Annotated in this window: 17 protein-coding genes and 1 pseudogene; 8 read left to right on the forward strand and 10 right to left on the reverse strand. The window is 65.5% G+C overall.

What is annotated here, in order from left to right; genetic code table 11:
- Nucleotides 1-116: 116 nt before the first annotated feature.
- From AC19YT_RS00310 to AC19YT_RS00345, 8 genes are all read right to left on the reverse strand, one after another.
- Nucleotides 117-1,331: a dipeptidase gene (locus AC19YT_RS00310; RefSeq protein WP_095107098.1), complete on the reverse strand. Its 1,215-nt coding sequence runs from the start codon at nucleotides 1,329-1,331 to the stop codon at nucleotides 117-119.
- 133 nt (nucleotides 1,332-1,464) lie between these two features.
- Nucleotides 1,465-2,424, reverse strand: a complete 960-nt coding sequence (locus AC19YT_RS00315; RefSeq protein ID WP_095107096.1) for an ABC transporter substrate-binding protein — start codon at nucleotides 2,422-2,424, stop codon at nucleotides 1,465-1,467.
- Between the two features lie 11 nt (nucleotides 2,425-2,435).
- On the reverse strand, nucleotides 2,436-3,245 hold the full coding sequence (locus AC19YT_RS00320; protein ID WP_095107094.1) for a class II aldolase/adducin family protein: 810 nt from the start codon (nucleotides 3,243-3,245) through the stop codon (nucleotides 2,436-2,438).
- On the reverse strand, nucleotides 3,242-4,189 hold the full coding sequence (locus tag AC19YT_RS00325; protein ID WP_500609524.1) for a D-isomer specific 2-hydroxyacid dehydrogenase family protein: 948 nt from the start codon (nucleotides 4,187-4,189) through the stop codon (nucleotides 3,242-3,244). Before AC19YT_RS00325 ends, AC19YT_RS00320 begins: the two co-directional genes overlap by 4 nt.
- Complete coding sequence (locus AC19YT_RS00330) at nucleotides 4,186-5,382, reverse strand: acyl-CoA dehydrogenase family protein (RefSeq protein WP_500609525.1); 1,197 nt, start codon at nucleotides 5,380-5,382, stop codon at nucleotides 4,186-4,188. Before AC19YT_RS00330 ends, AC19YT_RS00325 begins: the two co-directional genes overlap by 4 nt.
- Nucleotides 5,379-6,152: an ABC transporter ATP-binding protein gene (locus AC19YT_RS00335; RefSeq protein WP_095107089.1), complete on the reverse strand. Its 774-nt coding sequence runs from the start codon at nucleotides 6,150-6,152 to the stop codon at nucleotides 5,379-5,381. Before AC19YT_RS00335 ends, AC19YT_RS00330 begins: the two co-directional genes overlap by 4 nt.
- Before the next feature lie 2 nt (nucleotides 6,153-6,154).
- Nucleotides 6,155-6,976 carry an ABC transporter permease gene (locus AC19YT_RS00340; protein ID WP_095107087.1) on the reverse strand — a complete coding sequence of 274 codons (822 nt, stop codon included), beginning with the start codon at nucleotides 6,974-6,976 and terminating at the stop codon, nucleotides 6,155-6,157.
- A gap of 269 nt (nucleotides 6,977-7,245) precedes the next feature.
- Complete coding sequence (locus AC19YT_RS00345) at nucleotides 7,246-8,139, reverse strand: LysR family transcriptional regulator (protein ID WP_095107085.1); 894 nt, start codon at nucleotides 8,137-8,139, stop codon at nucleotides 7,246-7,248.
- Nucleotides 8,140-8,247: 108 nt separating this feature from the next.
- On the opposite strand from AC19YT_RS00345, the gene AC19YT_RS00350 reads away from it, so the two are divergent.
- The 7 genes and pseudogenes from AC19YT_RS00350 (at nucleotide 8,248) to AC19YT_RS00380 (ending at nucleotide 17,762) form a co-directional block, all read left to right on the forward strand.
- Nucleotides 8,248-8,877: a cysteine dioxygenase family protein gene (locus AC19YT_RS00350; protein ID WP_095107083.1), complete on the forward strand. Its 630-nt coding sequence runs from the start codon at nucleotides 8,248-8,250 to the stop codon at nucleotides 8,875-8,877.
- Nucleotides 8,874-10,448: pseudogene (locus AC19YT_RS00355) on the forward strand (rhodanese homology domain-containing protein); the annotation flags it as partial. The gene AC19YT_RS00350 and the pseudogene AC19YT_RS00355, both read left to right, overlap by 4 nt.
- Nucleotides 10,449-10,647: 199 nt before the next feature.
- Nucleotides 10,648-11,184, forward strand: a complete 537-nt coding sequence (locus AC19YT_RS00360; RefSeq protein WP_095107078.1) for an RNA polymerase sigma factor — start codon at nucleotides 10,648-10,650, stop codon at nucleotides 11,182-11,184.
- Nucleotides 11,181-12,146, forward strand: coding sequence for a FecR family protein (locus AC19YT_RS00365; protein ID WP_500609526.1), 966 nt, complete (start codon nucleotides 11,181-11,183; stop codon nucleotides 12,144-12,146). The genes AC19YT_RS00360 and AC19YT_RS00365 overlap by 4 nt, the downstream gene beginning before the upstream one ends.
- A 119-nt stretch (nucleotides 12,147-12,265) precedes the next feature.
- Complete coding sequence (locus AC19YT_RS00370; protein WP_500609527.1) at nucleotides 12,266-14,833, forward strand: TonB-dependent receptor; 2,568 nt, start codon at nucleotides 12,266-12,268, stop codon at nucleotides 14,831-14,833.
- Nucleotides 14,834-15,030: 197 nt separating this feature from the next.
- Nucleotides 15,031-16,653 carry a hypothetical protein gene (locus AC19YT_RS00375; RefSeq protein WP_500609528.1) on the forward strand — a complete coding sequence of 541 codons (1,623 nt, stop codon included), beginning with the start codon at nucleotides 15,031-15,033 and terminating at the stop codon, nucleotides 16,651-16,653.
- Nucleotides 16,650-17,762: a hypothetical protein gene (locus tag AC19YT_RS00380; RefSeq protein WP_500609529.1), complete on the forward strand. Its 1,113-nt coding sequence runs from the start codon at nucleotides 16,650-16,652 to the stop codon at nucleotides 17,760-17,762. Before AC19YT_RS00375 ends, AC19YT_RS00380 begins: the two co-directional genes overlap by 4 nt.
- Here AC19YT_RS00380 and AC19YT_RS00385 read toward each other — a convergent pair.
- Nucleotides 17,759-18,070 carry a ribbon-helix-helix domain-containing protein gene (locus AC19YT_RS00385; RefSeq protein WP_095107070.1) on the reverse strand — a complete coding sequence of 104 codons (312 nt, stop codon included), beginning with the start codon at nucleotides 18,068-18,070 and terminating at the stop codon, nucleotides 17,759-17,761. The two genes, AC19YT_RS00380 and AC19YT_RS00385, sit on opposite strands and share 4 nt — an antisense overlap.
- A gap of 14 nt (nucleotides 18,071-18,084) precedes the next feature.
- On the reverse strand, nucleotides 18,085-18,666 hold the full coding sequence (locus AC19YT_RS00390; RefSeq protein WP_095107068.1) for a DJ-1/PfpI family protein: 582 nt from the start codon (nucleotides 18,664-18,666) through the stop codon (nucleotides 18,085-18,087).
- Nucleotides 18,667-18,986: 320 nt separating this feature from the next.
- Here AC19YT_RS00390 and AC19YT_RS00395 point away from each other — a divergent pair, with 320 nt between their 5' ends.
- The gene (locus AC19YT_RS00395) at nucleotides 18,987-19,922 is read left to right on the forward strand and encodes a DMT family transporter (RefSeq protein ID WP_500609530.1); all 936 of its coding nucleotides are present in this window, start codon (nucleotides 18,987-18,989) and stop codon (nucleotides 19,920-19,922) included.
- Nucleotides 19,923-19,960 lie beyond the last annotated feature (38 nt).

Consider the following 19,960-nt stretch of genomic DNA (forward strand, 5'->3'; position numbering starts at 1 on the left):
CGGCGCTGCGTTCAGCAACTTGGGTCTATGGGAAGCCATCCTAGGGGGCGTTATTTAATAAGAGAAATACATTTTAAGCATATGCAAATATTAATTAGTTTCATATTTACAGCGGATTATTCTGCGTTGTTTGCATGAGCCGCGCGCGCCGCCGCCTCGGCCACGACCCGCAGCAAATTGGCGCCCCAGATCTTCGCCAGGTCTGCCTCGCCATAGCCCGCCGCCAACAAGCGTTCGGTAATGCGCGGCAGTTGCGTTACGTCCTCCAGGCCCTGCACCCCGCCACCGCCGTCCCAGTCGGCGCCGATGCCAACGTGGTCGGGGCCGACGACATCGAGGATGTGCAGCAAGTGGGCCATGAAGTCGTCCAGGGTGGCGCGGCGCTCTGGGTATTGCGCCTCGACCGCGCGGATGCGCGCCGCCAGGTCGGCCACCTCGGCCGGGGCCATGCTGGCCGCCAACCGGAACTCGCGGTACAGCGGCGCCAGGGCCTTGTTGCGCGCCGGGGCGGGCGGGTTGTCGAGCAAGTCGCTGGCAAAGGCGTTGACCTGCACCACCCCGCCCTTCGCCGCCAAGGCGCGCAAGCGGCCATCGTCGAGGTTGCGCGGGTGGGCGGTGACGGCGCGGCTGCTGGAATGGGAAGCGATGATCGGGGCCGTGGACAGGGCCAGCACCTGGTCGAACACCGCGTCCGAGGCGTGGGACACGTCCAGCACAATCCCCAGGCGATTGGCCTCTTGCACCAACTCACGCCCGGCCGGGCTCAAGCCGTGCCAGTGCGCCAATGCCGTGGCCGAGTCGGCGAAGCTGTTGTTGGCCGAGTGCACCAGCCCCAGCATGCGCAGGCCCAGGCGCTGGTAAGTGGCCAGCCGCGTGGGGTCGGCGGCCAGGGGTTCGGCGTTTTCCAGGCTGATAAACACCACCCGCTGGCCACGGGCGACGATGGCGGGCACATCCTCGGCGGCCAGGGCCAGGGCGAACTCCTGGGGGTGAGCGGCGATCATGTCGCGGATACGCGTGATAACCGCCAAGCCGTGCTCGCTGGCCAGGGTGCGGCCCTCGGCGGTCAACGGCCCCTGGGGGGTGAACACCGCCCAAAAACCGCCATCCAGGCCTCCCTCGCGCATGCGCGGCAGGTCGACCTGGGACAGGTCATCGCCATAGCGATGGCGCTGGGCGATATCCCAGCCCGGCCGCGCCAGTTGCATGGGAGTGTCGAGGTGGCTGTCAAGCACGGTCAGGCGTTGGTGCAGTTGCAGCGCCGGCTCCTGCGCCCAAAGTGCGGGGCTGAACAGGCAAAGCAAGGCAAGGGTACTGCGGGCTAAAGGCATGCAATGCCCTCCTGGGTGAATGGGATGCTGTGGGCACAGCACATTGCCTTGCAGGAGCCTGACTGCCAGCGATGGCGCCCTTAGAACCGCCATTGCTGGCAAACCAGGCGCCTACAGGATTTCACGGCAGTGGTCAGCCCCAGCGAAAGCTGCGGTCCCACAACCCCGACACATCCAGCTTGTTGGGCAGCACCCCCGCTTCGAAAAACAAATCCGCCACGTCCTGCTGCGAGGCGATGGCCGCGTCATCCACCGGTTGCAGCAGGCGCGGGCCGCTTTGCGCGCGGTATTGGGCGAGGAACACCTCGCGGGGCATGCCGAGGACTTTCGCGCTTTTGCTCGCCCATTCTTCGGGGTGGGCAGCGATCCATTGCCAGGCGCGGTACTCGCGCAGCACGTAATCGGTGATGGCCGCGTGTTTGAGCGGGTCAGCGATGCTGGCCTGGTTGGCGGCGATCACGTAGTTGCCCGACAGGTAGCCCTGGCCGGTCTTGAGCACGCGCGCGCCGCTGCGCAGTTCGGCCAGTTGGATGAAGTAGCCGAAGGTCACCCAGGCATCCAACGCACCGTTTTGCAGTGCGGCGAAGCCGTCCTGCGGGGTCAGAGCCATGGGCACGATGTCGGCAAAGCTCAAGCCCTGTTCCTTGAGGGCCTTGAGCAGAAAGTAGTGGGAACTGGTGGAACGGATGTAACCCACCCGCAGGCCCTTGAGCTGGGCCACCGACTGCACCGCCGAGCCCTTGGGCACCACGAAGGCCTGGTTGTTGACGTCGCCGGTGAGTACCGCGATCAGCTTCACCGGCGCGTGGTTCTTGATGCCGAAGATCGGCGGGATCTCGCTCATGGGCGACAGGTCCAGGGTGCCGCTGACCAACGCCTCGAAGCTGAGGTTACCGCCAGTGAATTCGGCGTACTTGACCCGGTACGGCGCCGCGCCGATGCCGGCCTCGGGGAAGAAGGTCGGTGCCGCGCCTTTATAGGTGGCGACGTTGAGGGTGACCCCCGCCAAGTCCGGCGCGGCCAGGCCCAGGCGCGGCAGGCCGGCGGCCAACCCGGCGACACCGGCCCATTGCAGAAAACGACGACGTTGCATGGCGCTGATCCTTAATCGAGAAAGTCCGCTTCGCTGCGCAGGATTTGCTGGCGATAGGGTTGAAAGCTGAACCAGCCACCGAACTCGGTACCCACCTGGCGCGCCGTGTGCTGCGCCACCGCATGGGGAATTGGCCGGGGCGTGCCCGCCGCTTCCGCAAGCAATTGCGTGTGGGCGGCGTTGTCCAGGGCGATAAAGCGCCACGCCGCCGCTTCCACGGTTTGCCCCACGGTGAGCAGGCCATGGTTTTGCAGGATCAGCGCGTGGTGCCCGGCCAGCACCTGGGCGATGCGCGCGCCTTCGCTGGCCTGCAGCACGACGCCGCTGAAGTGGTCGAACAGCGCGTGTTTTTCGTAGAAGGCGCAGGCGTCCTGGGTCAGTGGGTCGAGCAGGCGCCCCAGGCTCGACCAGGCCTTGCCATGCAACGAATGGGCATGGGCGGCGGCCACCACATCGGGGCGCGCCTCATGCAGGGCGGCGTGGATGGCGAACGCCGCCAGGTTCAACGCGCCCTCGCCTTCGACGATTTCGCCGTGAGGGTTGACCAGCAGCAGGTCCGACACCCGCAAGTGGCCAAAGTAAACGCCCACCGGGTTGACCCAGAAATGGTCCGGCCACTGCGGGTCGCGCACGGTGATATGGCCGGCGCCCCCCATGTCGAAGCCCTGGCGGGCGAACACACGGAACGCCGCCGCCAGGCTCTGCTTGCGCGCCAGGCGTTCAAGGGCGGCGGTGGGCTGTTGCGGCGGGTGTTCCCAGCGCGCCACGGTGTGGCCTTGGCGCGGCAGGTCGTACACCGCCGGGCGAAGAGGTGCGGTCATGGCTGTGCTTCCTCAATGGCAATGGACACGGCATTTTCCAGGGCGCGGCCATGGGCCAGGTGCGCGAGGTTGCGCCCCAGCAGCAGGGCGATCTGGCGGTACACCTCGGGGCAATTGGCCGAGGTGTGGGGCGACAGCCGCACCCGGGGGTGGCGGTAGAGCGGGTGCCCGGCGGGCAACGGTTCGGGGTCGCTGACGTCCAGGCTGGCCAGGGCAATGCGCCCGCTGTCCAGGGCCTGGAGCAGCGCTGCTTGGTCGATCAGCGCCCCGCGCGCGAGGTTTATCAAGTGCAGGCCGGGCTTGGCCGAGGCCAGCACCGAAGGGCCGATGACGTGCCGCGTGCGCTCGGTAAGCGGCGCCGCCAGCAGCAGGTGATCGGCGCGGGCGAAGAGTTCATGCACATCCGCCACCCCCTCTACCCCCGGCACCTCGAAGGGCTGGGCGCTGTGACGCAGGGCAAGCACCTGCATGCCCAGGGCCTGGGCCTTGGGCGCCAGCGCCTGGGCGATACGGCCAAAGCCGAACAACCCCAGGGTGCTGCCGCTGACTGAAGCCAAGGGGCTTTGCTGCCAGTGCTGCGGGCCGTCGATCCACACCTGCGGTAGCTGCTTGGCGGCGGCGAAAATTGTCGCCAGGGCGAACTCGGCCAGGGTCGCCGCGCTGGTGCCCCGGGCGCTGGCCACCGCCACGCTGCGAAACAGCCACGGCGGGAAAAAATCCAGGCCCGAGGTCACCAGTTGCACCAACTCCAGGGCAAAGGGCCAACCCGCTGGCGGCCCCGCTGCCTCGAGCCACTCGCCATGGGGCGCGGCCAGCAGCACCCGCACATCCGCCGGCAACGGGCGGGGCAAGCCCCGGGGCACCTCCAGCACCTGTATTCCCGGCAGCCACTGGCGCAGTTGCTGGTTGAACGCGGCGCCCAGTTGGCTGGCGACGCGGCTCATGCCTGCCCCCCACGGCTGGGCAAGGCGAACGCGGCGCGGCCCACGGCGCCAAGGATGGCGTCGTTTTGTGGGGTATGGATGCGGCTGCACAGCACGTCGCGGTAATGCCGCTCGATCGGGTTGCCCCGCGCCAGCCCAGGGTTGCCGATGGCTTCGATGCCCAACTCGACGGCGCTGATGGCGTTGCTGGTGACCAGGTATTTGATTTGCGTCGCTTCGCTGGCGGCGACCCGGCCTTGGGCGGCGGCCTCCAGCAGCACGCGGTTGGCCAGCAGCAGCGCGTCGATGCGCCCCAGCAGTTCATGAAAACGCGGCAGGCTCGACAGCGGCGCGCCGAGGTTGGCCGGCACCCGTTCGGCCAGCCAACCCACCAGCCAATCGCGGGCGGCACGGGCTACGCCGTCGTAGATCGCCGAGAGCAACACGGCGAGCCACAGCAGGCCATCGCTGTCCAACTCGCTGGGGCGCGGCACATGGGCCGGTTGGATATCGACGGCGTATTCCAGGGGCACGAACACCTCGTCGAACACCACGTCGTGGCTGCCGGTGGCGCGCATGCCCAGGTGATCCCAGGTCTCTTCGACAACGATGCCGGGGGTGTTGCGGTGCACCAGCCAAGTGCCGACGCGGGGCTCGGCCTCGTCGCTGCGCGCCCACACCGACAGCCAGGTCAGGCCGGGGATGCCGGTGGAGTAGATCTTGCGCCCGCTCAGGCGCCAGCCGCCCTCCACCCGCCGCGCCACGGTGGCGGGCAAACCGCCACGGGCCGGGGTGCCGAGGTCGGGCTCGACCCGCAGGGCGTTTATCAGCGCGCCATCGTGCACCGCCTCGTGGGCCAGTTGTTCGCGCAGGTGCAGCGGCCAGGCATGGTTGTGCTGCAAGCGGCTGTGTTGCAGGTATTGCATCACCAGCACCAGGGCGGTGGACGGCTCGCCCCGGGCCACGGCGCTGATAACCCGCCGCGCCTGGTCGAGGGTGGCGCCGCTGCCGCCCAGGCGCCGGGGCACGGTCAGCGCCAGCAGGCCATGCTCGTGCAGGCGTTGCAGGTTGGCGTGGGGGAAGGCGCTGTGGCAATCGTAGTGGGCGGCACTGGCGGCGAATTCGCGACTCAGGGTGGCCAGCACATCGGCGAAGGCCGGGCCGTCGAGGTCGGCCAGGGGCGGTTGCGGGCGCTGTACGGTGGATGCACTCATGGGTGGGCGGTCCTGCTCAGGGGCTGGGGGTGCAAGGCTGCGGGCGGGTGGTCGGTGGCCACCCCCAGCAGGCTCAGCAAACGTTCGCGCAAGGCCTGGAAACCCGGGTGGGCGACCTGGCGCGGGCGCGGCAAACGGATCGGCATGTGTTCGGCGATGCGCCCATGGGCCAGCACCACCACGCGGTCGGCCAGCAGCAGCGCTTCGTCGACGTCATGGGTGACCAGCAGCACCGCCGGGGTGTGGGCGCGCCACAGGCTGATAATCAGTTGATGCATGCGGATGCGGGTCAGGGCGTCCAACGCGGCGAACGGCTCATCGAGCAACAGCAACTGCGGCTCGCGCACCAGCGCCCGGGCCAGGGCCACGCGCTGGGCCTCGCCGCCAGACAAGGTGGCGGGCCAGGCATTAAGGCGGTGCTGCAAGCCCACTTCGGCCAGGGCCGCCAGCGCCCGCGCCTTGGCCTCGCCACCGCGCACCCCGAGGGCGACGTTGCGCCAGGCGCGCTTCCAGGGCATCAGGCGCGGCTCCTGGAACACCGCCGCCAACGCCTGGGGCACGCGCAACTGGCCTTCGTCCACCGCGTCCAGCCCGGCAAGGGCGCGCAGCAGGGTGGTCTTGCCCGACCCGCTGCTGCCCAACAGGGCGACGAATTCGCCGGGGGCGATGTCCAGGTCCAGCCCATCGAGCACGGCTTGGCCGGCGAAACGCCGGGTCACGCGGCGGCACTCGACGGCGGCGCGGGGGATGGGGTTTAGGGGCACGCTCATGGTCAGGTCCTGATAAAGGTCGGCCGCCAGGCCAGGGCGAAGCGTTCGAGCACACGCACCAGGCTGTCGATAGCCAGGCCCAGCACGCTGTAGATCAGCAGGCAGATGACAATGACGTCGGTGCGCATGAAGTCCCGCGCATCGTTGACCAGGTAACCGATACCGGCGTTGGCGTTGATCTGCTCGACCACCACCAGGCCCAGCCAACTGATGCCGAAGGCATAGCGCAGGCCAACGAAAAACGCCGGCAAGGCGCCGGGCAGCACCACATGGATGATCTGCTCCCCGCGCGAAAGGCCGAGCAAGTGCGCCGCCTCCAACAATTTGGGGTCGAGGCTGCGGATGCCGGAAAACAGGGTCAGGTAAATCGGGAAAGTGGTGCCCAGGGCAATCAGGGCGATCTTGGGCGTCTCGCCCACGCCGAACCAGAGGATGAACAGCGGCACGATGGCCAAAAACGGCAGGGTGCGCAGCATCTGCATGGGCGAATCGACCACCAGCTCACCGCGGCGCGACAACCCGGCCAGCAGCGCCAGCAGCGTGCCGCAGCCCACGCCAATCGCCAGGCCACTGAGGGCGCGGCGCAACGACACCAGCAAGTGGCCGCCCAACTCGCCACTGGCGAGCATCTGCCACAAGGTGCCGCCAATGGCACTCGGCGCGGCCAGCACCCGTGGCGGCAACAGCCCGGTGCGCGCGGCCACTTCCCAGGCCAGCAACAGCAGCAAGGGGCTGAGCAACCGCGCCCCACCCTCGCGCCAGCCGCGCCAATGGGCGATGCGGGTGCAACGGGCGAAAGAGGCAGCAACGAGGGGCGCGGGCATGGCAACGTCCTTGATTCAGCGCAGTGAGCCCCATCCTAACTACATAAAAAACGTCCGTGAAATTCGCTTTGGTTCTAACCTAATATAGAAATTGCGCATCAACATTAGATTCTATTATGCGAACCAACAAGACATAGAGGCGCGCATCTGTGGGAGCGGGCCTTGCCCGCGATGGCGGCCTGGCGGCAGGGGGAACGACACAACTGAGGGGAGTGCGGTTTTTTGCAAGCAGTCCGCCAAGGCAGCCCCCGCAACAGCCCCCTCTTTTGTCAGTGCTTGCCCACCCGCGCCGCAACCATTTCGCCGAACAGGCCCACCGGCTCTTGCAGGTTGCCCAAAAAGCGCGGGTGGATCAGCCACAGGTCGATCACCGGTTTGAAATCCGCCACCGGAACGATGTCGAGTTTGTCGCGGTGACTGCTGTTCTCCAAAAGCGGCAGGGGCACCAGGCCAAAGCCCAGGCCGTTGGCGATCAGGCCCAGTTGCAGTTCGGTGCCGAAGGTTTCCAGGTTGATCTGCAACGACAGCCCCTGGGCGCTCAAGGCCCGTTGCAGGCCGGCGCGAAAGCCGCAGCCGTCGGGGTTGAGCACCCAGCCGCGCTGGTAGCAGTCGGCCAGTTTGTAGCTGCGCTTGCGCACCTCGCCTTTGGCCGCAACCACCACCAGATTCATGCTGCCCAGGGAGCGCCCCACCACGCCTTCGGGGAATACCTTGCCAGCCGGGAACAGTGCCGCCACCACGTCCAGTTCGCCGTTTTCGACCTTGCCCAGCAAGTGGCTGCCCCAGCCCGTGGCGACCGAGGTGTGCAGTTGCGGGTAGAGGGTCTTGAGCTGGCTGAGGGCATCGAGCAGCACCACATCGCCGATGGTTTGCGGCACGCCGATGCGCAAGGCGCCGCTGGGCGCGCCGTCGCTGGCCACCAGTTCGCTCAAGGCGTCGATGGCACGCAGCACTTCCAGGCATTGGGCGTACACCCGCAGCCCCATGCTGGTGGGTTTGAGGGGCTTGGTGTTGCGGTCGAGCAACTCCACCCCCAGGGCTTCCTCGAAGTTCTGCACGCGGCGGGTGATGGCCGGCTGGGTCAGTTGCAGGGAATCGGCAGCCTGGCTGATGGTCTGGCAGCGGATCACGGCAACGAACGCGTTGAGATCATCTATCTTCATTCTTTTTTCGCATAATAAATGACTGGAAAAATGTGCAGAAAGAATAATACCTTTTAGCTCGCTCGTGTAGTCCGCGTTGTTTTACGTTGTTTCCACGGAGGGAGCTCAATGCCCCGAAATGCCCCAGCCCTTGACCCCAACCCACCGAACCTGGCGCGCTTGCGCCTGTTCATCGAGCAACTCGCGCACCTGCTGGAACAACCGGCCAGCGAAGCGCAACAGCTGCACGCCGCCGCCCCGCTGCTGGCGCAACTGGTGAGCCACGACGACTGGCTGCCCGAAGCCTTCGCCCAACCCGACCCGCAGCGCTACCAGCAGTTTTTGCTGCACGCCGATTCACGCCAGCGCTTTAGCATCGTCAGCTTCGTCTGGGGGCCGGGGCAGCGCACGCCGGTGCACGACCATCGGGTTTGGGGGCTGATCGGCATGCTGCGCGGTGCCGAGTATTCCCAGGCTTTTGCCCGTGACGCCGATGGCAGCCTGAGCGCCGCCGGCGAGCCGGTGCGCCTGGCGCCCGGGCAGGTGGAAGCGGTGTCGCCGCGCATTGGCGATATCCACCAGGTGGCCAATGCCTACGCCGACCGTGTGTCCATCAGCATCCACGTGTATGGCGCCAACATCGGCGCGGTAGAGCGCGCGGTGTACAGCCTCGATGGCAGCGAAAAACCCTTTATCTCCGGCTACAGCAATCGCCTGTTGCCCAACCTTTGGGACCTGTCCCTGGAGCCCCGGCCATGACCCGCCCTGCCCGTCGTACCCACGCTGATATCCGCCGCGCCCTGCTGGCGCGCGAGGAACTGGCCCTGCTCGATGTGCGCGAAGAAGCGCCCTACGCCGAGGCCCACCCGCTGTTCGCCGCCAACATCCCCCTGGGCAAACTGGAGCTGGAAAGCTACGCGCGCATCCCCCGGCGCAATACGCCGATCACCGTCTACGACAACGGCGAGGGCCTGGCGCAAGTGGCTGCGCAGCGCTTGCTGGACCTGGGCTACAGCGATGTCGCCCTGCTCGACGGCGGGCTCGCCGGTTGGCAACGGGACGGCGGCGAGGTGTTCAAGGACGTCAATGTGCCGAGCAAGTCCTTTGGCGAACTGGTGGACGCCGAGCGCCACACGCCGTCGCTGTCGGCCGAAGCGGTGCAAGGGCTGCTCGATGCCCGCGCCGATCTGGTGGTGCTGGACGCCCGGCGCTTCGACGAATACCAGACCATGAGCATCCCCGGCAGCACCAGCGTGCCCGGCGCCGAACTGGTGCTGCGGGTGCGCGAACTGGCGCCCAACCCGCAGACCCGGGTGATCGTCAACTGCGCCGGGCGCACCCGCAGCATCATTGGCGCCCAATCGCTGGTCAACGCCGGCATTCCCAACGAAGTGGCGGCGCTGCGCAACGGCACCATCGGCTGGACCCTTGCCGGGCAGGCCCTGGAGCACGAGCAGCAGCGCCGCTTTGGCGAGGTCAGCGCGGCCAACCGGCAACTGGCCCAGGCCTCGGCCCGCGCCGTGGCCGACCGCGCCGGTGTAACCCGTGCCCACCTCGCTGATCTGCACCAGTGGCAGGCCGAGGCGCGGCGCACCACCTACCTGCTGGATGTACGCCCCCCCGAGGAGTTCGAAAACGCCCACCTGCCCGGCTCGCGCCCCGCCCCCGGCGGGCAACTGGTGCAGGAAACCGACCACATCGCCAGCGTGCGCGGCGCGCGGTTGGTGCTGGTGGACGACGACGGCGTACGCGCCAACATGAGCGCCTCGTGGCTGGCGCAAATGGGCTGGGACGTGGCGGTGCTCGACGGCTTGCAACACGCCGATTTCAGCGAGCGGGGCGCCTGGCACACACCCTTGCCGCCCCAGCCCGGGGCCGACACGGTCAGCCCGCAAACCTTGGCCCACTGGCTGCACACCCCCGGCACCCAGGTGCTGGACTTCACCAGCAGCGCCAACTACGTCAAGCGCCACATCCCTGGCGCGTGGTGGGCCTTGCGCAGCCAACTGGCCCAGGCCCTGGAACACATCCCCGTGGCCGAGCGCTACGTGCTGACCTGCGGCAGCAGCCTGCTGGCGCGCTTCGTGGTGGCCGAACTGCAGGCCCTGACCGAACGCCCGGTGTTCGTCCTTGAGGGCGGCACCGCCGCGTGGATCGCCGCCGGCCTGCCCGTGGAAGAAAGCCGACAGCAATTAGCCGCGCCGCGCATCGACCGCTACCGCCGCCCGTACGAGGGCACCGACAACCCCCGCGAGGCCATGCAGGCTTACCTGGATTGGGAATACGGCTTGGTGGAGCAACTGGGGCGTGACGCCACCCATGGTTTTTTTTGTGATTTGAGCGCGGGGCTGAACGCGCAGGGTATGTGTGTGGGGGGGGCGGGGTCAGCCTCCCTTCCACAATAGGCCTGCTGCCAAAAATTCTCAGGCACCCTCACCGCCCAGCGAATTTACCTATAGGCAAATAGAAATAATTCTCGATTTCATTCGCGACTTTTCCGCCCTCCGTGCCTGGTCAAGAAGGATATCCATGTCTGGCTTCAAACCCGACCCGCTGTCGGCCGAGTCCTTTCGCGGGTTTTATGCCGACATCCTGCATTTCCTGCGCAAGCGCACCGACAACGCCAATGACGCGGCGGACATGACCCAGGACGTGTTCGCCCAATGGCTCGACTACCGCGACCGGGCCAAGGTCGAGCAGCCCCGGGCCTTTTTGTTCCAGATGGCGCGCAACCTGCTGCGCGACCATTGGCGCCGGCAGAAGGTGCGCCACTTGGTGCACGGCCAAGCCCCGGCGGATGCACAGCCCCTGGCGGACGAGAGCACCGACCCCATGGCCGCGACCCAACGCCTGCAACGGCTCGAACAGCTCAAGGCGGTACTTGCCGAACTCTCGCCGCGGCGCCGCGAAGCCCTTATGCTGCATCGCTTCGAGGGCTTGAGCCAGGCACAGATCGCCGCGCGCATGGGCATTTCCGTCAGCATGGTGGAAAAGCACATCGCCTTTGCCCTGTTGCACTGCAAACAGCGCCTACAACCGGAACATGGCAAGGAGCAGCCAGAATGACCCGCCTTCGCGGCCTAGAAAACGCCCTCGACGCCGACAGCGTCGATGCCCAGGCAGCCCATTGGTTCGCGCGCAACCGCAATGCCCCCGACCGCGCCACGCGCAAAGCCTTTGCCAGGTGGCTCGACGAGCCAGCCCACGCCCGCGCCTACCATGAGTTCGAGCAACTGTGGGTCGACCTGGCCGAGCTCCAGCAACAGGCCAAACCGCGCCCGCTAACGGCGCGCAAACCCCTGCCCTGGCGCCCCGCGCTGGCGGTGGCGGCGGTGCTGGTGTGTGGCCTACTGGCCTTCAACCTCGGCGCGCCGCTGGCCCTGCACCAGCAGCAGATCGCCGCCCAGGCGAGCGGCCCGCGTACCTTCGAATTGCCCGATGGCAGCACCTTGTTCGTCAACGCCAACACACGCCTGCACATCGAGTTCAGCGCCCAGCAGCGCAACGTTTACCTGGAGCAAGGCCAGGTGTATCTGGAAGTGGCCGCCGACAAGGAGCGGCCGCTGTGGGTGCACTCGGGCGAGGCCCGTGTGCGGGTGGTCGGCACCGGGTTCGACGTGCGCCGCGGCCAACGGCAATTGGTGGTCAGCGTCGCCCACGGGCAGGTGGCGTTCACCCCCGCCCCCAAAAGCGCCGAACCCACCCTACTGAGCGCCGGGCAACAGGCCCGCTACGACCTGGCCACCGCCACCCTGAGCCAGCACAACCTGGCCCCCGAGCAGGTGGCGGACTGGCGCAGCGGCCACCTGGCCTTTCGCAACCGCGAACTGGCCAGCCTGGTGGATGAGTTGAACCTCTACCGCGCCGTGCCGGTGGAGTTGGCCGATGCTGCGCTGGGGCGCTACAAGGTGTCCGGCAACCTCGACGTCAAGAACCCCGACGCCCTGCTGATGGCCCTACCGGCGCTGATCCCGGTGAACACCGTGGCCCTGGGCGGCGGTCGCCTGCGCATCGAGGCGCGCCAATAAGCCCTTATGAGAATATTTTGCATTCGCATGTGAGGGTTTCTTCGCCTGCCCCGTCTTCCTCCCGTCTGCGTGCTGTGCGCAGGCCTTTTTGGCCGTTTTGGCCACACCGGGGGGATTTAATGTTTCGCGTGCCAGATCATTTCCAGCGCCTCTGCCTGCGCCCAACCGTGCTCGCCACCTGCCTGGCGTTCAGCCTGCAAGCCCAGGCCGAGTCGATCAACCTGCACCTGCCGGCCCAACCGCTGGCCGCCTCGCTCAGCCAGGTGGCCAAGCAGGCGCGCATCCAGCTGTTGTTCGACGAAGCCTTGCTGCGCAACGCCCAGGCTCCGGCGCTGGAGGGTGACCTGAGCCCCCAGGACGCCATCCGCCGCTTGCTCCAGGGCAGCGACTTCAGCCTCGTCATGGTCGGCCAAACGTACGTCGTGCGCCCCAACGAAACCGGCACCACCAGCAGCGAGAGCATCAAGCTCGGCGCCCTGAGCGTGATCGGCGACGGCCAGCAAGTGAATGCCGCCACCGTCGGGCGCTCGACCCTGAACCAGGCGGAAATGGACCGCCACCAGGCCAACAACATCCCCAGCCTGATCGCCACCCTGCCCGGCGTGACCCTGGGCGGCTCGCTCAAACCCGGCGGGCAAACCATCAACATCTGGGGCCTGGGCGACGCCGAAGACGTGCCGATGACCGTAGACGGCGCGACCAAAAGTGGCTTTGAGCGCTACCAGCAAGGCGCAATCTTCATCGAACCGGAGCTGATCCGCCGCATCGAAGTGGAAAAAGGCCCGCACTCGCCCCTGACCGGCAACGGCGGCTTCGGCGGCACCGTGCACATGGAAACCAAGGACGCCCCCGACCTGCTGCAAGAGGGCCGCAACAGCGGCGCCATGGTCAAGTACGGCTACAGCAGCAACGACCACCAGCAGGCCTACACCTCGGCGGTGTTCGGGCGCAGCGATGACGGCCGCTTCGACGCCCTGGCCTACTGGACCAAGCGCGACGGCGACGACATGAAACTGGCCAGCGCCCAGCCCGACCCGCAACACGAATACCCGATCAACCCCAAGCGCCAGCCCAACACCGCCCAGGACCTGGAAGGGGTGCTGTACAAGCTCAACATGCAGGTCACCGACGAGCACAGCCTGGGGTTCAGCTACTCGCGTTCGGACAGCGACATCTGGGCGCCCTTCTCGGCCAAAAGTTACCCAGCACCGCCCAGCCAACGCCTGATAGACCGCTTGGGCTACGAAGGTGCCCTGAGTTACTACCTGGCCCAGCGCAACACCGTGGACACCACCTGGGTAGCCAAGTACCACTACCAACCGCTGGACAACCCGCTGATCGACCTCAAGGTCAGCTACTCGGACTCCACCACCGACCAGCACGACAAACGCGGCCCCAACGCCTACTTCCAACCGGTCACGGGCGGGCGTGAAATCACCGTGGGCTACGAAGACCGCCTCGTCGAAATCAGCAACGTCGCACTGTTCGCCACTGGCCCCCTGGAACATGCCCTGACCACCGGCGTGCAGATCCGCAAGCACGAGCGCGAAGTGGACATGTGGATGCCGGGCAACACCTACGGCACCGCCAAGTACAACTACGGCCACTACCAACCGGGCTTCATGCCCCACGGCAAAGTGGACAACAACGCCTTCTATATCCAGGACGCCGTGACCCTGGGTGACTTCACCCTGACCCCATCACTGCGCTACGACCACGTGCGCAACCGGGGCGAGCGCAACGACGCGCCGTTCTACAACAGCCCCAACCCCAAAGACGGCCACGACTACGGCAACAAGACCTACACCGGTTGGTCGCCGCGCCTCTCGGCCTTCTGGAAGGCCACGCCGAACCTGGCCCTGTTCGCCGACTACAGCAAAACCTGGCGCGCCCCGGTGATCGACGAGCAATACGAAGTGCAGGCCGCCGGCAGCAGCCGCTCGGCCACCAGCCGCCACCTCGACCCCGAGCGCATCACCGCCCTGCGCGCCGGCACTATCCACAACTACGACAGGCTGCTGACCGACAGCGACAGCGTGCAACTGCGCACCACGGTGTTCCACAACACCATCAAGGACGAAATCCTCAAGGCCACCGGCATCGCCTGCGCGGCGCAGCTGGAAAACGGCCTGAGCATCGGCAAGGGCGGCTGCCCGGGCGTGGAAACGATGCCGGTGTACCGCAACATCGGTGACGTGACCATCAAGGGCTTCGAGTTCGAGAGCTTCTACGACTCGACCTACCTGTTCGGCACGCTGTCGTATTCGTGGATCACCGGCAAGCACCAGGGCGCCTACACCAACCCCTGGGGCCCGAACGTGTGGGCGCGGGACATTCCACCGCGCAAATGGGTGGCGAGCCTGGGGGTGAAGATCCCGTCGTGGGACGCGCAAGTCGGCTGGCAGGGCCAATGGGTACGCCAAACCGACCGCACCCCCTATGACTCCTACGCCAGCGGCCCGGCCAGCGATATCGGTGACTTCTACTGGCGCCACTACGAAAACAAGCGCTACAACGTGCACGGCCTCTTCGCCCACTGGAAACCGCAGCAGGCGTACCTCAAGGGCACCGAAGTCCACTTCACCCTCGACAACATGTTCAACCGCGACTACCGCCCACCCCTGAGCGGCGAGAACGCCGCCAGCCTGGGGCGCAACGCCAAGGTCAGCGTGACGCGGTTTTTCTAAGCAGGGCTTTGCCCCGGTGGGAAAGGGCCCAGCGTGCTTTCGCAAGCGTGCTCAGCGCATAAGGGCCCGTTTGCGCGGGCACGGCCAGGGTTACGAATTGTCGTAGGCCGATTCCCACCAATCGCGTCCGTTTGGTCTGATTTCGCGCAATAAATTGCCTCGCTAGCATCGCGTTTTGTCCTGCGCGAGTGCGTGCCATGCCGCCATCCTCTCCCCCAGAAACCACTGTTCCCGCCGACAACATGCGCGTCGCCCTGGCGTACATCACCGGCGCCCCGGAAAAACTCTTCGACGCCAGTGTCGATACCGCCCTCTGGGTGTGGGAGGCGATCCAGGGGGATTTCAACCAAGACCGCAGCACCGGGCAAATCGCCTTCGACGCGGCGGTCTCCATGGTGCCCTTGGTGGACCAGGTCTGCGACATGCGCGACTTGGTCGCCAACTGCCGCGAACTGCAAAAAGACCACAGCAACACTTGGGCCTGGGTCGGCCTGTGCCTGACCCTGATCGGCCTGTTTCCGGTGCTCGGTTCCCTGGTTAAAGGCGTGCTGAAAATCTTCTTCCTGTTCATCCGCCGCTCGGGGGGCCATGCCGTGGAGCAGGCCGTGGACGAGGCGATGACCTGGGTCATCACCCTGCTGCGTAAAAAGGAAGTGGTGAAGTACTGGCGTGGCATGAAATGGGGCCAGGTGTTCCAGACACTGGCCGACGCCATCAAAAAGGTGCGCAACCAAATAGACGTCTTGAGGTTACTGCACGCCTTCGACCGGGGCATTGCCCTGCTCAACACCCTACTGGGCAAAGTCAAATACGTCCCCGGGGCCGCCGCCAAGGCCGAGCAAACCCTGAACATGGTCAAGGCCGTGCGCCTACAGGCCAATGCCCATATCGGCAAAGCGCTGCAACCGATACGCGACGCCCTCGACATCGTGATCCGCCGGTTGGAAATGGAAGACCTGATGCAGCATCGGGCGATCTTGAACACGGTGAATGTGCACTTTCACGGCGGATTGCCCGAGGCGCGGGCGGTGAAATTGATGCGGGATGCGAAGCCGTTGCCGGGGTGGTTGAGTCGGGGGAAGCCGGGGCTGTTTAAGCCGTTGAACCCGGACCTTTACATAGACGAGGTAAACAAAAGAGCCGCCCTGGGCTTTCCGCGCCTTGATGACAAGCAGATGAGAACCTTCGCCGAAGGCATGGTGGCGGCTGAACTCAAAGGCCCCCTACGCCTTTACCGCATCATAGGCCCCGGCAGTGTTGCCAGCGCCCAGGACTGGGTCACGGAAGCCGTGTTCAAGCAAATCATGGACTCAGCCAACCCCAAGTCTGCCTGGCGCAAGTACCTGGCGGTGTGGCCGGACTGGAACGTCAACGGCCAGTTCGTGGTGTACGAACTCAAGGCCGGGGAAACCCTCAAGGTCTGGAAAGGCCCCGCGGCGTCCCAGGTCAAAGCGCCCAAGGCTGGTTTGCCGGATCGCTATCTAGAGGGCGGCTGGGAGCAAATCAAGTTCGATGCCAAGTTCATCCGCAACAGCGCCGGCGAAAGCACCGCTGAAGCCTTCGACACCCTGACCTACTACCGCGTAGATCGCCAGACCGGTCGCATGGAACCTGCGCCGGACATGAACTACGAGCGTTACAAGAACCTGTCGCCACAAGAACAGGAGTTCTATGAGTGCCTGCGCGAAAAAATCAATCACCCCGCCATCAGCGGCCCCTTTGATACCGCCTGGGGCATGACCGACTTTGATACCCAACTCAGCAATGTGCGCCTCGGTCTGCCCAACTTGCCCGGCCAAGTAACGGAGTTTAAAAAATGAACCCGCTTTATCCGATGACCCCGACTTATCACCTGTCTCTCTGGCAAAAACGCCAAGCGGCGATGCTCTATTACTACTCGTCACAAAGTTACCTGGACGCTTTGTTGCCCAAGATCGACGAGTTGATCGTCATGGCCGAGATGCTTTTAGAGCGCCGTTCGATTCTCGACCCCCTGATGGTCAGCGAACGTTGGGGTGTACGCGATACGGCAGCCAACTGGAGCACCGGCGGTTTTCCAGCCTTGATCGAGTACAGGGAAAACACCATGTGGGATATGGCCAAGCGCGCCGACCAGTGCTACGGCATCACGGGAACCAATCAATGCGCCCATATGCTGGGTGAGTTTTCAATGCAATGGGCCACTGCAGAACAGGAGAAAGCTTTTCGCGAGCGGGCCAACGAGGTGTTTTCCTACGGTTTTAAGATTGACGGTGTCATGGAACGGGGCTGGAACGATGTGATTTTTTGGGTTATTTGGCAGCAAGTTAAAGGGCACTTTGCGCGCTTGCCGAAATTTAAAGTGCATATGGATATTGAAGGTGAAACCGGGAAAGTTCCGCCACGTACCGGTGTCTATGTCTCTCAGGATGATCCTCTCGGTGCCCTGCAATTTGCCTGGACCGGAGGCGGTGAAGGTATGTGGAAAACGCTGGAAGAATGCAAAACATTCAATGATATAGGCCTGGACGCTTTGAAAACCTTGGGACGCGCAGGCTTATGGGGCGATGAAAACGGACTTGCAAGGTTCATTGAGCAATCGCCCTATAAAGGCGTCTTTAAAGAGTCGTACTTCTACGCTCGTACCCGAGTACAAGTTCACTCTTTCACCGAACGCCCCTGCAAGTGGTACTTCGTCGAACTTCTCGAAGGCGAGTTTGAAGACAGCGACCCCGACGCCATGGCCGACGCGCCGGGCAGCGAGCCGCAGCACCCGCCGCGCAAAGCCAGCGGTGAGCCGTGCCCCCACGCCGGTTGGTGGTTCAGCCCCGCCCGTGAAGGTTCGCGGCAGTATTTCCGTGATGGCGCGATTTTTCCCAAGCTGGAAGGCGACTACGGCTACACCTTCTGGCTCTGGAGCCCGGATCAGTCCAGGCCAACGTTGCTTTAAGCCCAAGCCGGGCTGCGCACCAGGGCCAACTGCGCCGGTGCCTGAGTACGCGGCTGGCTCAGGTAACGGGTGCAACTGACCCGCAGGAACGAGGCGAAATTGACCACCTCGCCACGGTAGTCCATCACCTCTTCATAGAGCTTGGCGATCAACTGGTTGGTGCTCATGCCATCGGCCTGGGCGATTTGGGCGAGGATGTCCCAGAACTGGTTTTCCAGGCGCAGGGTGGTGACCACGCCGCGGATGCGCAGGGAGCGCGAGCGTGACTCGTAGAGCATCGGATCGGCCTTGACGTACAGCTCGCACATGGCAAAAACCTCCTTTACAGCGTGATGGTGGTGCCCAGCAACCCGAGGAAACCGGCCAGCCATTGCGGGTGGGCCGGCCAGGCCGGGGCGGTGGCCAGGTTGCCTTGCACGTGGCCCGCCGTCACGGGAATGTCGATGTAAGTGCCGCCGGCCAGGCGCACTTCCGGGGCGCAGGCCGGGTAGGCGCTGCATTCGCGGCCCGCCAGAATGCCCGCTGCCGCCAGCAGTTGCGCACCATGGCACACCGCCGCAATCGGCTTGCCGGCCCGGTCGAAATCACGCACCAGTTGCAGCACTTGGTCGTTCAGGCGTAGGTACTCCGGCGCCCGGCCGCCGGGCACCAGCAGGGCGTCGTAGTCGGCCGCCGCGACCTGGGCGAAATCGAAATTGAGGGCAAACAAGTGGCCGGGTTTTTCGCTGTAGGTCTGGTCGCCCTCGAAATCATGGATCGCCGTGCGCACGGTCTGCCCGGCGGTTTTGTCCGGGCACACCGCGTGCACGGTATGGCCCACCATCGAAAGTGCCTGGAACGGCACCATCACTTCGTAGTCTTCGACGTAATCGCCGACCAGCATCAGGATTTTCTTCGCGGCCATGACGGGGTTCCTCGGGGTAAGTACAGGAAGTATTCACCCTAGCCCCAATTGGCCGGCGTGGGTAATAACCGCCTACTACACCGGGCCTGCGCGGCGGCGGCCGAGTGTAGCAAGCGGGCTTGCCCGCGTTGGGGTGCGCAGCAGCCCTGGGGTTTGTGCAAGCAGCACCACCGATCCGGCAAGCCCGCTTGCTACGGGGTGCCTTGGCGTTGGGGAGTACAAACTGTACGCCCCACTTCGCCCCCAGCTGTAACAGCGTAACCGCGGTGGTTTATGGCTAGATGGAGGCCACCCGCCACCTTTTGATTCCGGTTGCCCCTATGACTTCCCGCGAAAACACCGGCATGGCCCTGGGCCTGCTGGGCGTGATTATCTTCAGCCTGACCCTGCCTTTCACCCGCATCGTGGTGCAGGAAATCCACCCGTTGCTCAACGGCCTGGGCCGGGCGCTGTTCGCGGCGGTGCCGGCGGCGGCGCTGTTGATGTGGCGCCGGGAGAAGTGGCCGACCTGGGCGCAGGTCAAAGGCCTGTGCCTGGTGATCGCCGGGGTGATTCTGGGGTTTCCCGTGCTGTCGGCCTGGGCCATGCAGACCCTGCCCGCCTCCCACGGTGCGCTGGTCAACGGTTTGCAGCCGCTGTGTGTGGCGCTGTATGCGGCGTGGCTGTCCCACGAGCGGCCGTCGAAAGCTTTCTGGGCCTGCGCGGCCCTGGGCAGTGCGCTGGTGCTGGGTTATGCGCTCATAAGCGGCGCCGGCAGCATCCAGGCCGGGGACTTGCTGATGCTCGGCGCCATTGCCGTGGGCGGCTTGGGTTACGCCGAGGGCGGGCGCCTGGCGCGGGAGATGGGCGGCTGGCAGGTGATCTGCTGGGCGCTGGTGCTGTCCACCCCGCTGCTGATCGGCCCGGTGGCGTACCTGGCGCTGCAACACCAGGGCCCGGTGTCGGCCAAGGCTTGGTGGGCGTTTGGCTATGTGTCGCTGTTTTCCCAGTTTCTCGGCTTTTTCGCCTGGTACGCGGGGCTGGCCATGGGCGGCATCGCCCGGGTCAGCCAGATCCAGTTGCTGCAGATTTTCTTCACCATCGCTTTTTCGGCGCTGTTTTTTGGCGAACAGGTGGCGCCGATCACCTGGCTGTTTGCCGCCGGGGTGATCGCCACGGTGATGCTGGGGCGCAGGACCGGGGTGCAGGCCGCGCCGGCCAGCAAGGGCAACGTGCCGCCATCGCGAGCAAGCTCGCTCCCACAGCGGAAAAAATGAAAAACCCACCCACACCACAGTTCAACTGTGGGAGCGGG

This window comes from Pseudomonas sp. MF08875, assembly GCF_059862525.1.

Excerpts from the sequence above, each read along its gene's own strand:
- AC19YT_RS00395 (WP_500609530.1), top strand. The coding sequence starts at position 18,987 with ATGACTTCCCGCGAAAACACCGGCATGGCCCTGGGCCTGCTGGGCGTG.
- AC19YT_RS00365 (WP_500609526.1), top strand. The coding sequence starts at position 11,181 with ATGACCCGCCTTCGCGGCCTAGAAAACGCCCTCGACGCCGACAGCGTC.
- AC19YT_RS00310 (WP_095107098.1), bottom strand. The coding sequence starts at position 1,331 with ATGCCTTTAGCCCGCAGTACCCTTGCCTTGCTTTGCCTGTTCAGCCCC.
- AC19YT_RS00335 (WP_095107089.1), bottom strand. The coding sequence starts at position 6,152 with ATGAGCGTGCCCCTAAACCCCATCCCCCGCGCCGCCGTCGAGTGCCGC.
- AC19YT_RS00350 (WP_095107083.1), top strand. The coding sequence starts at position 8,248 with ATGCCCCGAAATGCCCCAGCCCTTGACCCCAACCCACCGAACCTGGCG.
- AC19YT_RS00340 (WP_095107087.1), bottom strand. The coding sequence starts at position 6,976 with ATGCCCGCGCCCCTCGTTGCTGCCTCTTTCGCCCGTTGCACCCGCATC.
- AC19YT_RS00315 (WP_095107096.1), bottom strand. The coding sequence starts at position 2,424 with ATGCAACGTCGTCGTTTTCTGCAATGGGCCGGTGTCGCCGGGTTGGCC.
- AC19YT_RS00385 (WP_095107070.1), bottom strand. The coding sequence starts at position 18,070 with ATGTGCGAGCTGTACGTCAAGGCCGATCCGATGCTCTACGAGTCACGC.
- AC19YT_RS00375 (WP_500609528.1), top strand. The coding sequence starts at position 15,031 with ATGCCGCCATCCTCTCCCCCAGAAACCACTGTTCCCGCCGACAACATG.
- AC19YT_RS00325 (WP_500609524.1), bottom strand. The coding sequence starts at position 4,189 with ATGAGCCGCGTCGCCAGCCAACTGGGCGCCGCGTTCAACCAGCAACTG.
- AC19YT_RS00320 (WP_095107094.1), bottom strand. The coding sequence starts at position 3,245 with ATGACCGCACCTCTTCGCCCGGCGGTGTACGACCTGCCGCGCCAAGGC.
- AC19YT_RS00380 (WP_500609529.1), top strand. The coding sequence starts at position 16,650 with ATGAACCCGCTTTATCCGATGACCCCGACTTATCACCTGTCTCTCTGG.
- AC19YT_RS00330 (WP_500609525.1), bottom strand. The coding sequence starts at position 5,382 with ATGAGTGCATCCACCGTACAGCGCCCGCAACCGCCCCTGGCCGACCTC.
- AC19YT_RS00360 (WP_095107078.1), top strand. The coding sequence starts at position 10,648 with ATGTCTGGCTTCAAACCCGACCCGCTGTCGGCCGAGTCCTTTCGCGGG.
- AC19YT_RS00345 (WP_095107085.1), bottom strand. The coding sequence starts at position 8,139 with ATGAAGATAGATGATCTCAACGCGTTCGTTGCCGTGATCCGCTGCCAG.
- AC19YT_RS00390 (WP_095107068.1), bottom strand. The coding sequence starts at position 18,666 with ATGGCCGCGAAGAAAATCCTGATGCTGGTCGGCGATTACGTCGAAGAC.
- AC19YT_RS00370 (WP_500609527.1), top strand. The coding sequence starts at position 12,266 with ATGTTTCGCGTGCCAGATCATTTCCAGCGCCTCTGCCTGCGCCCAACC.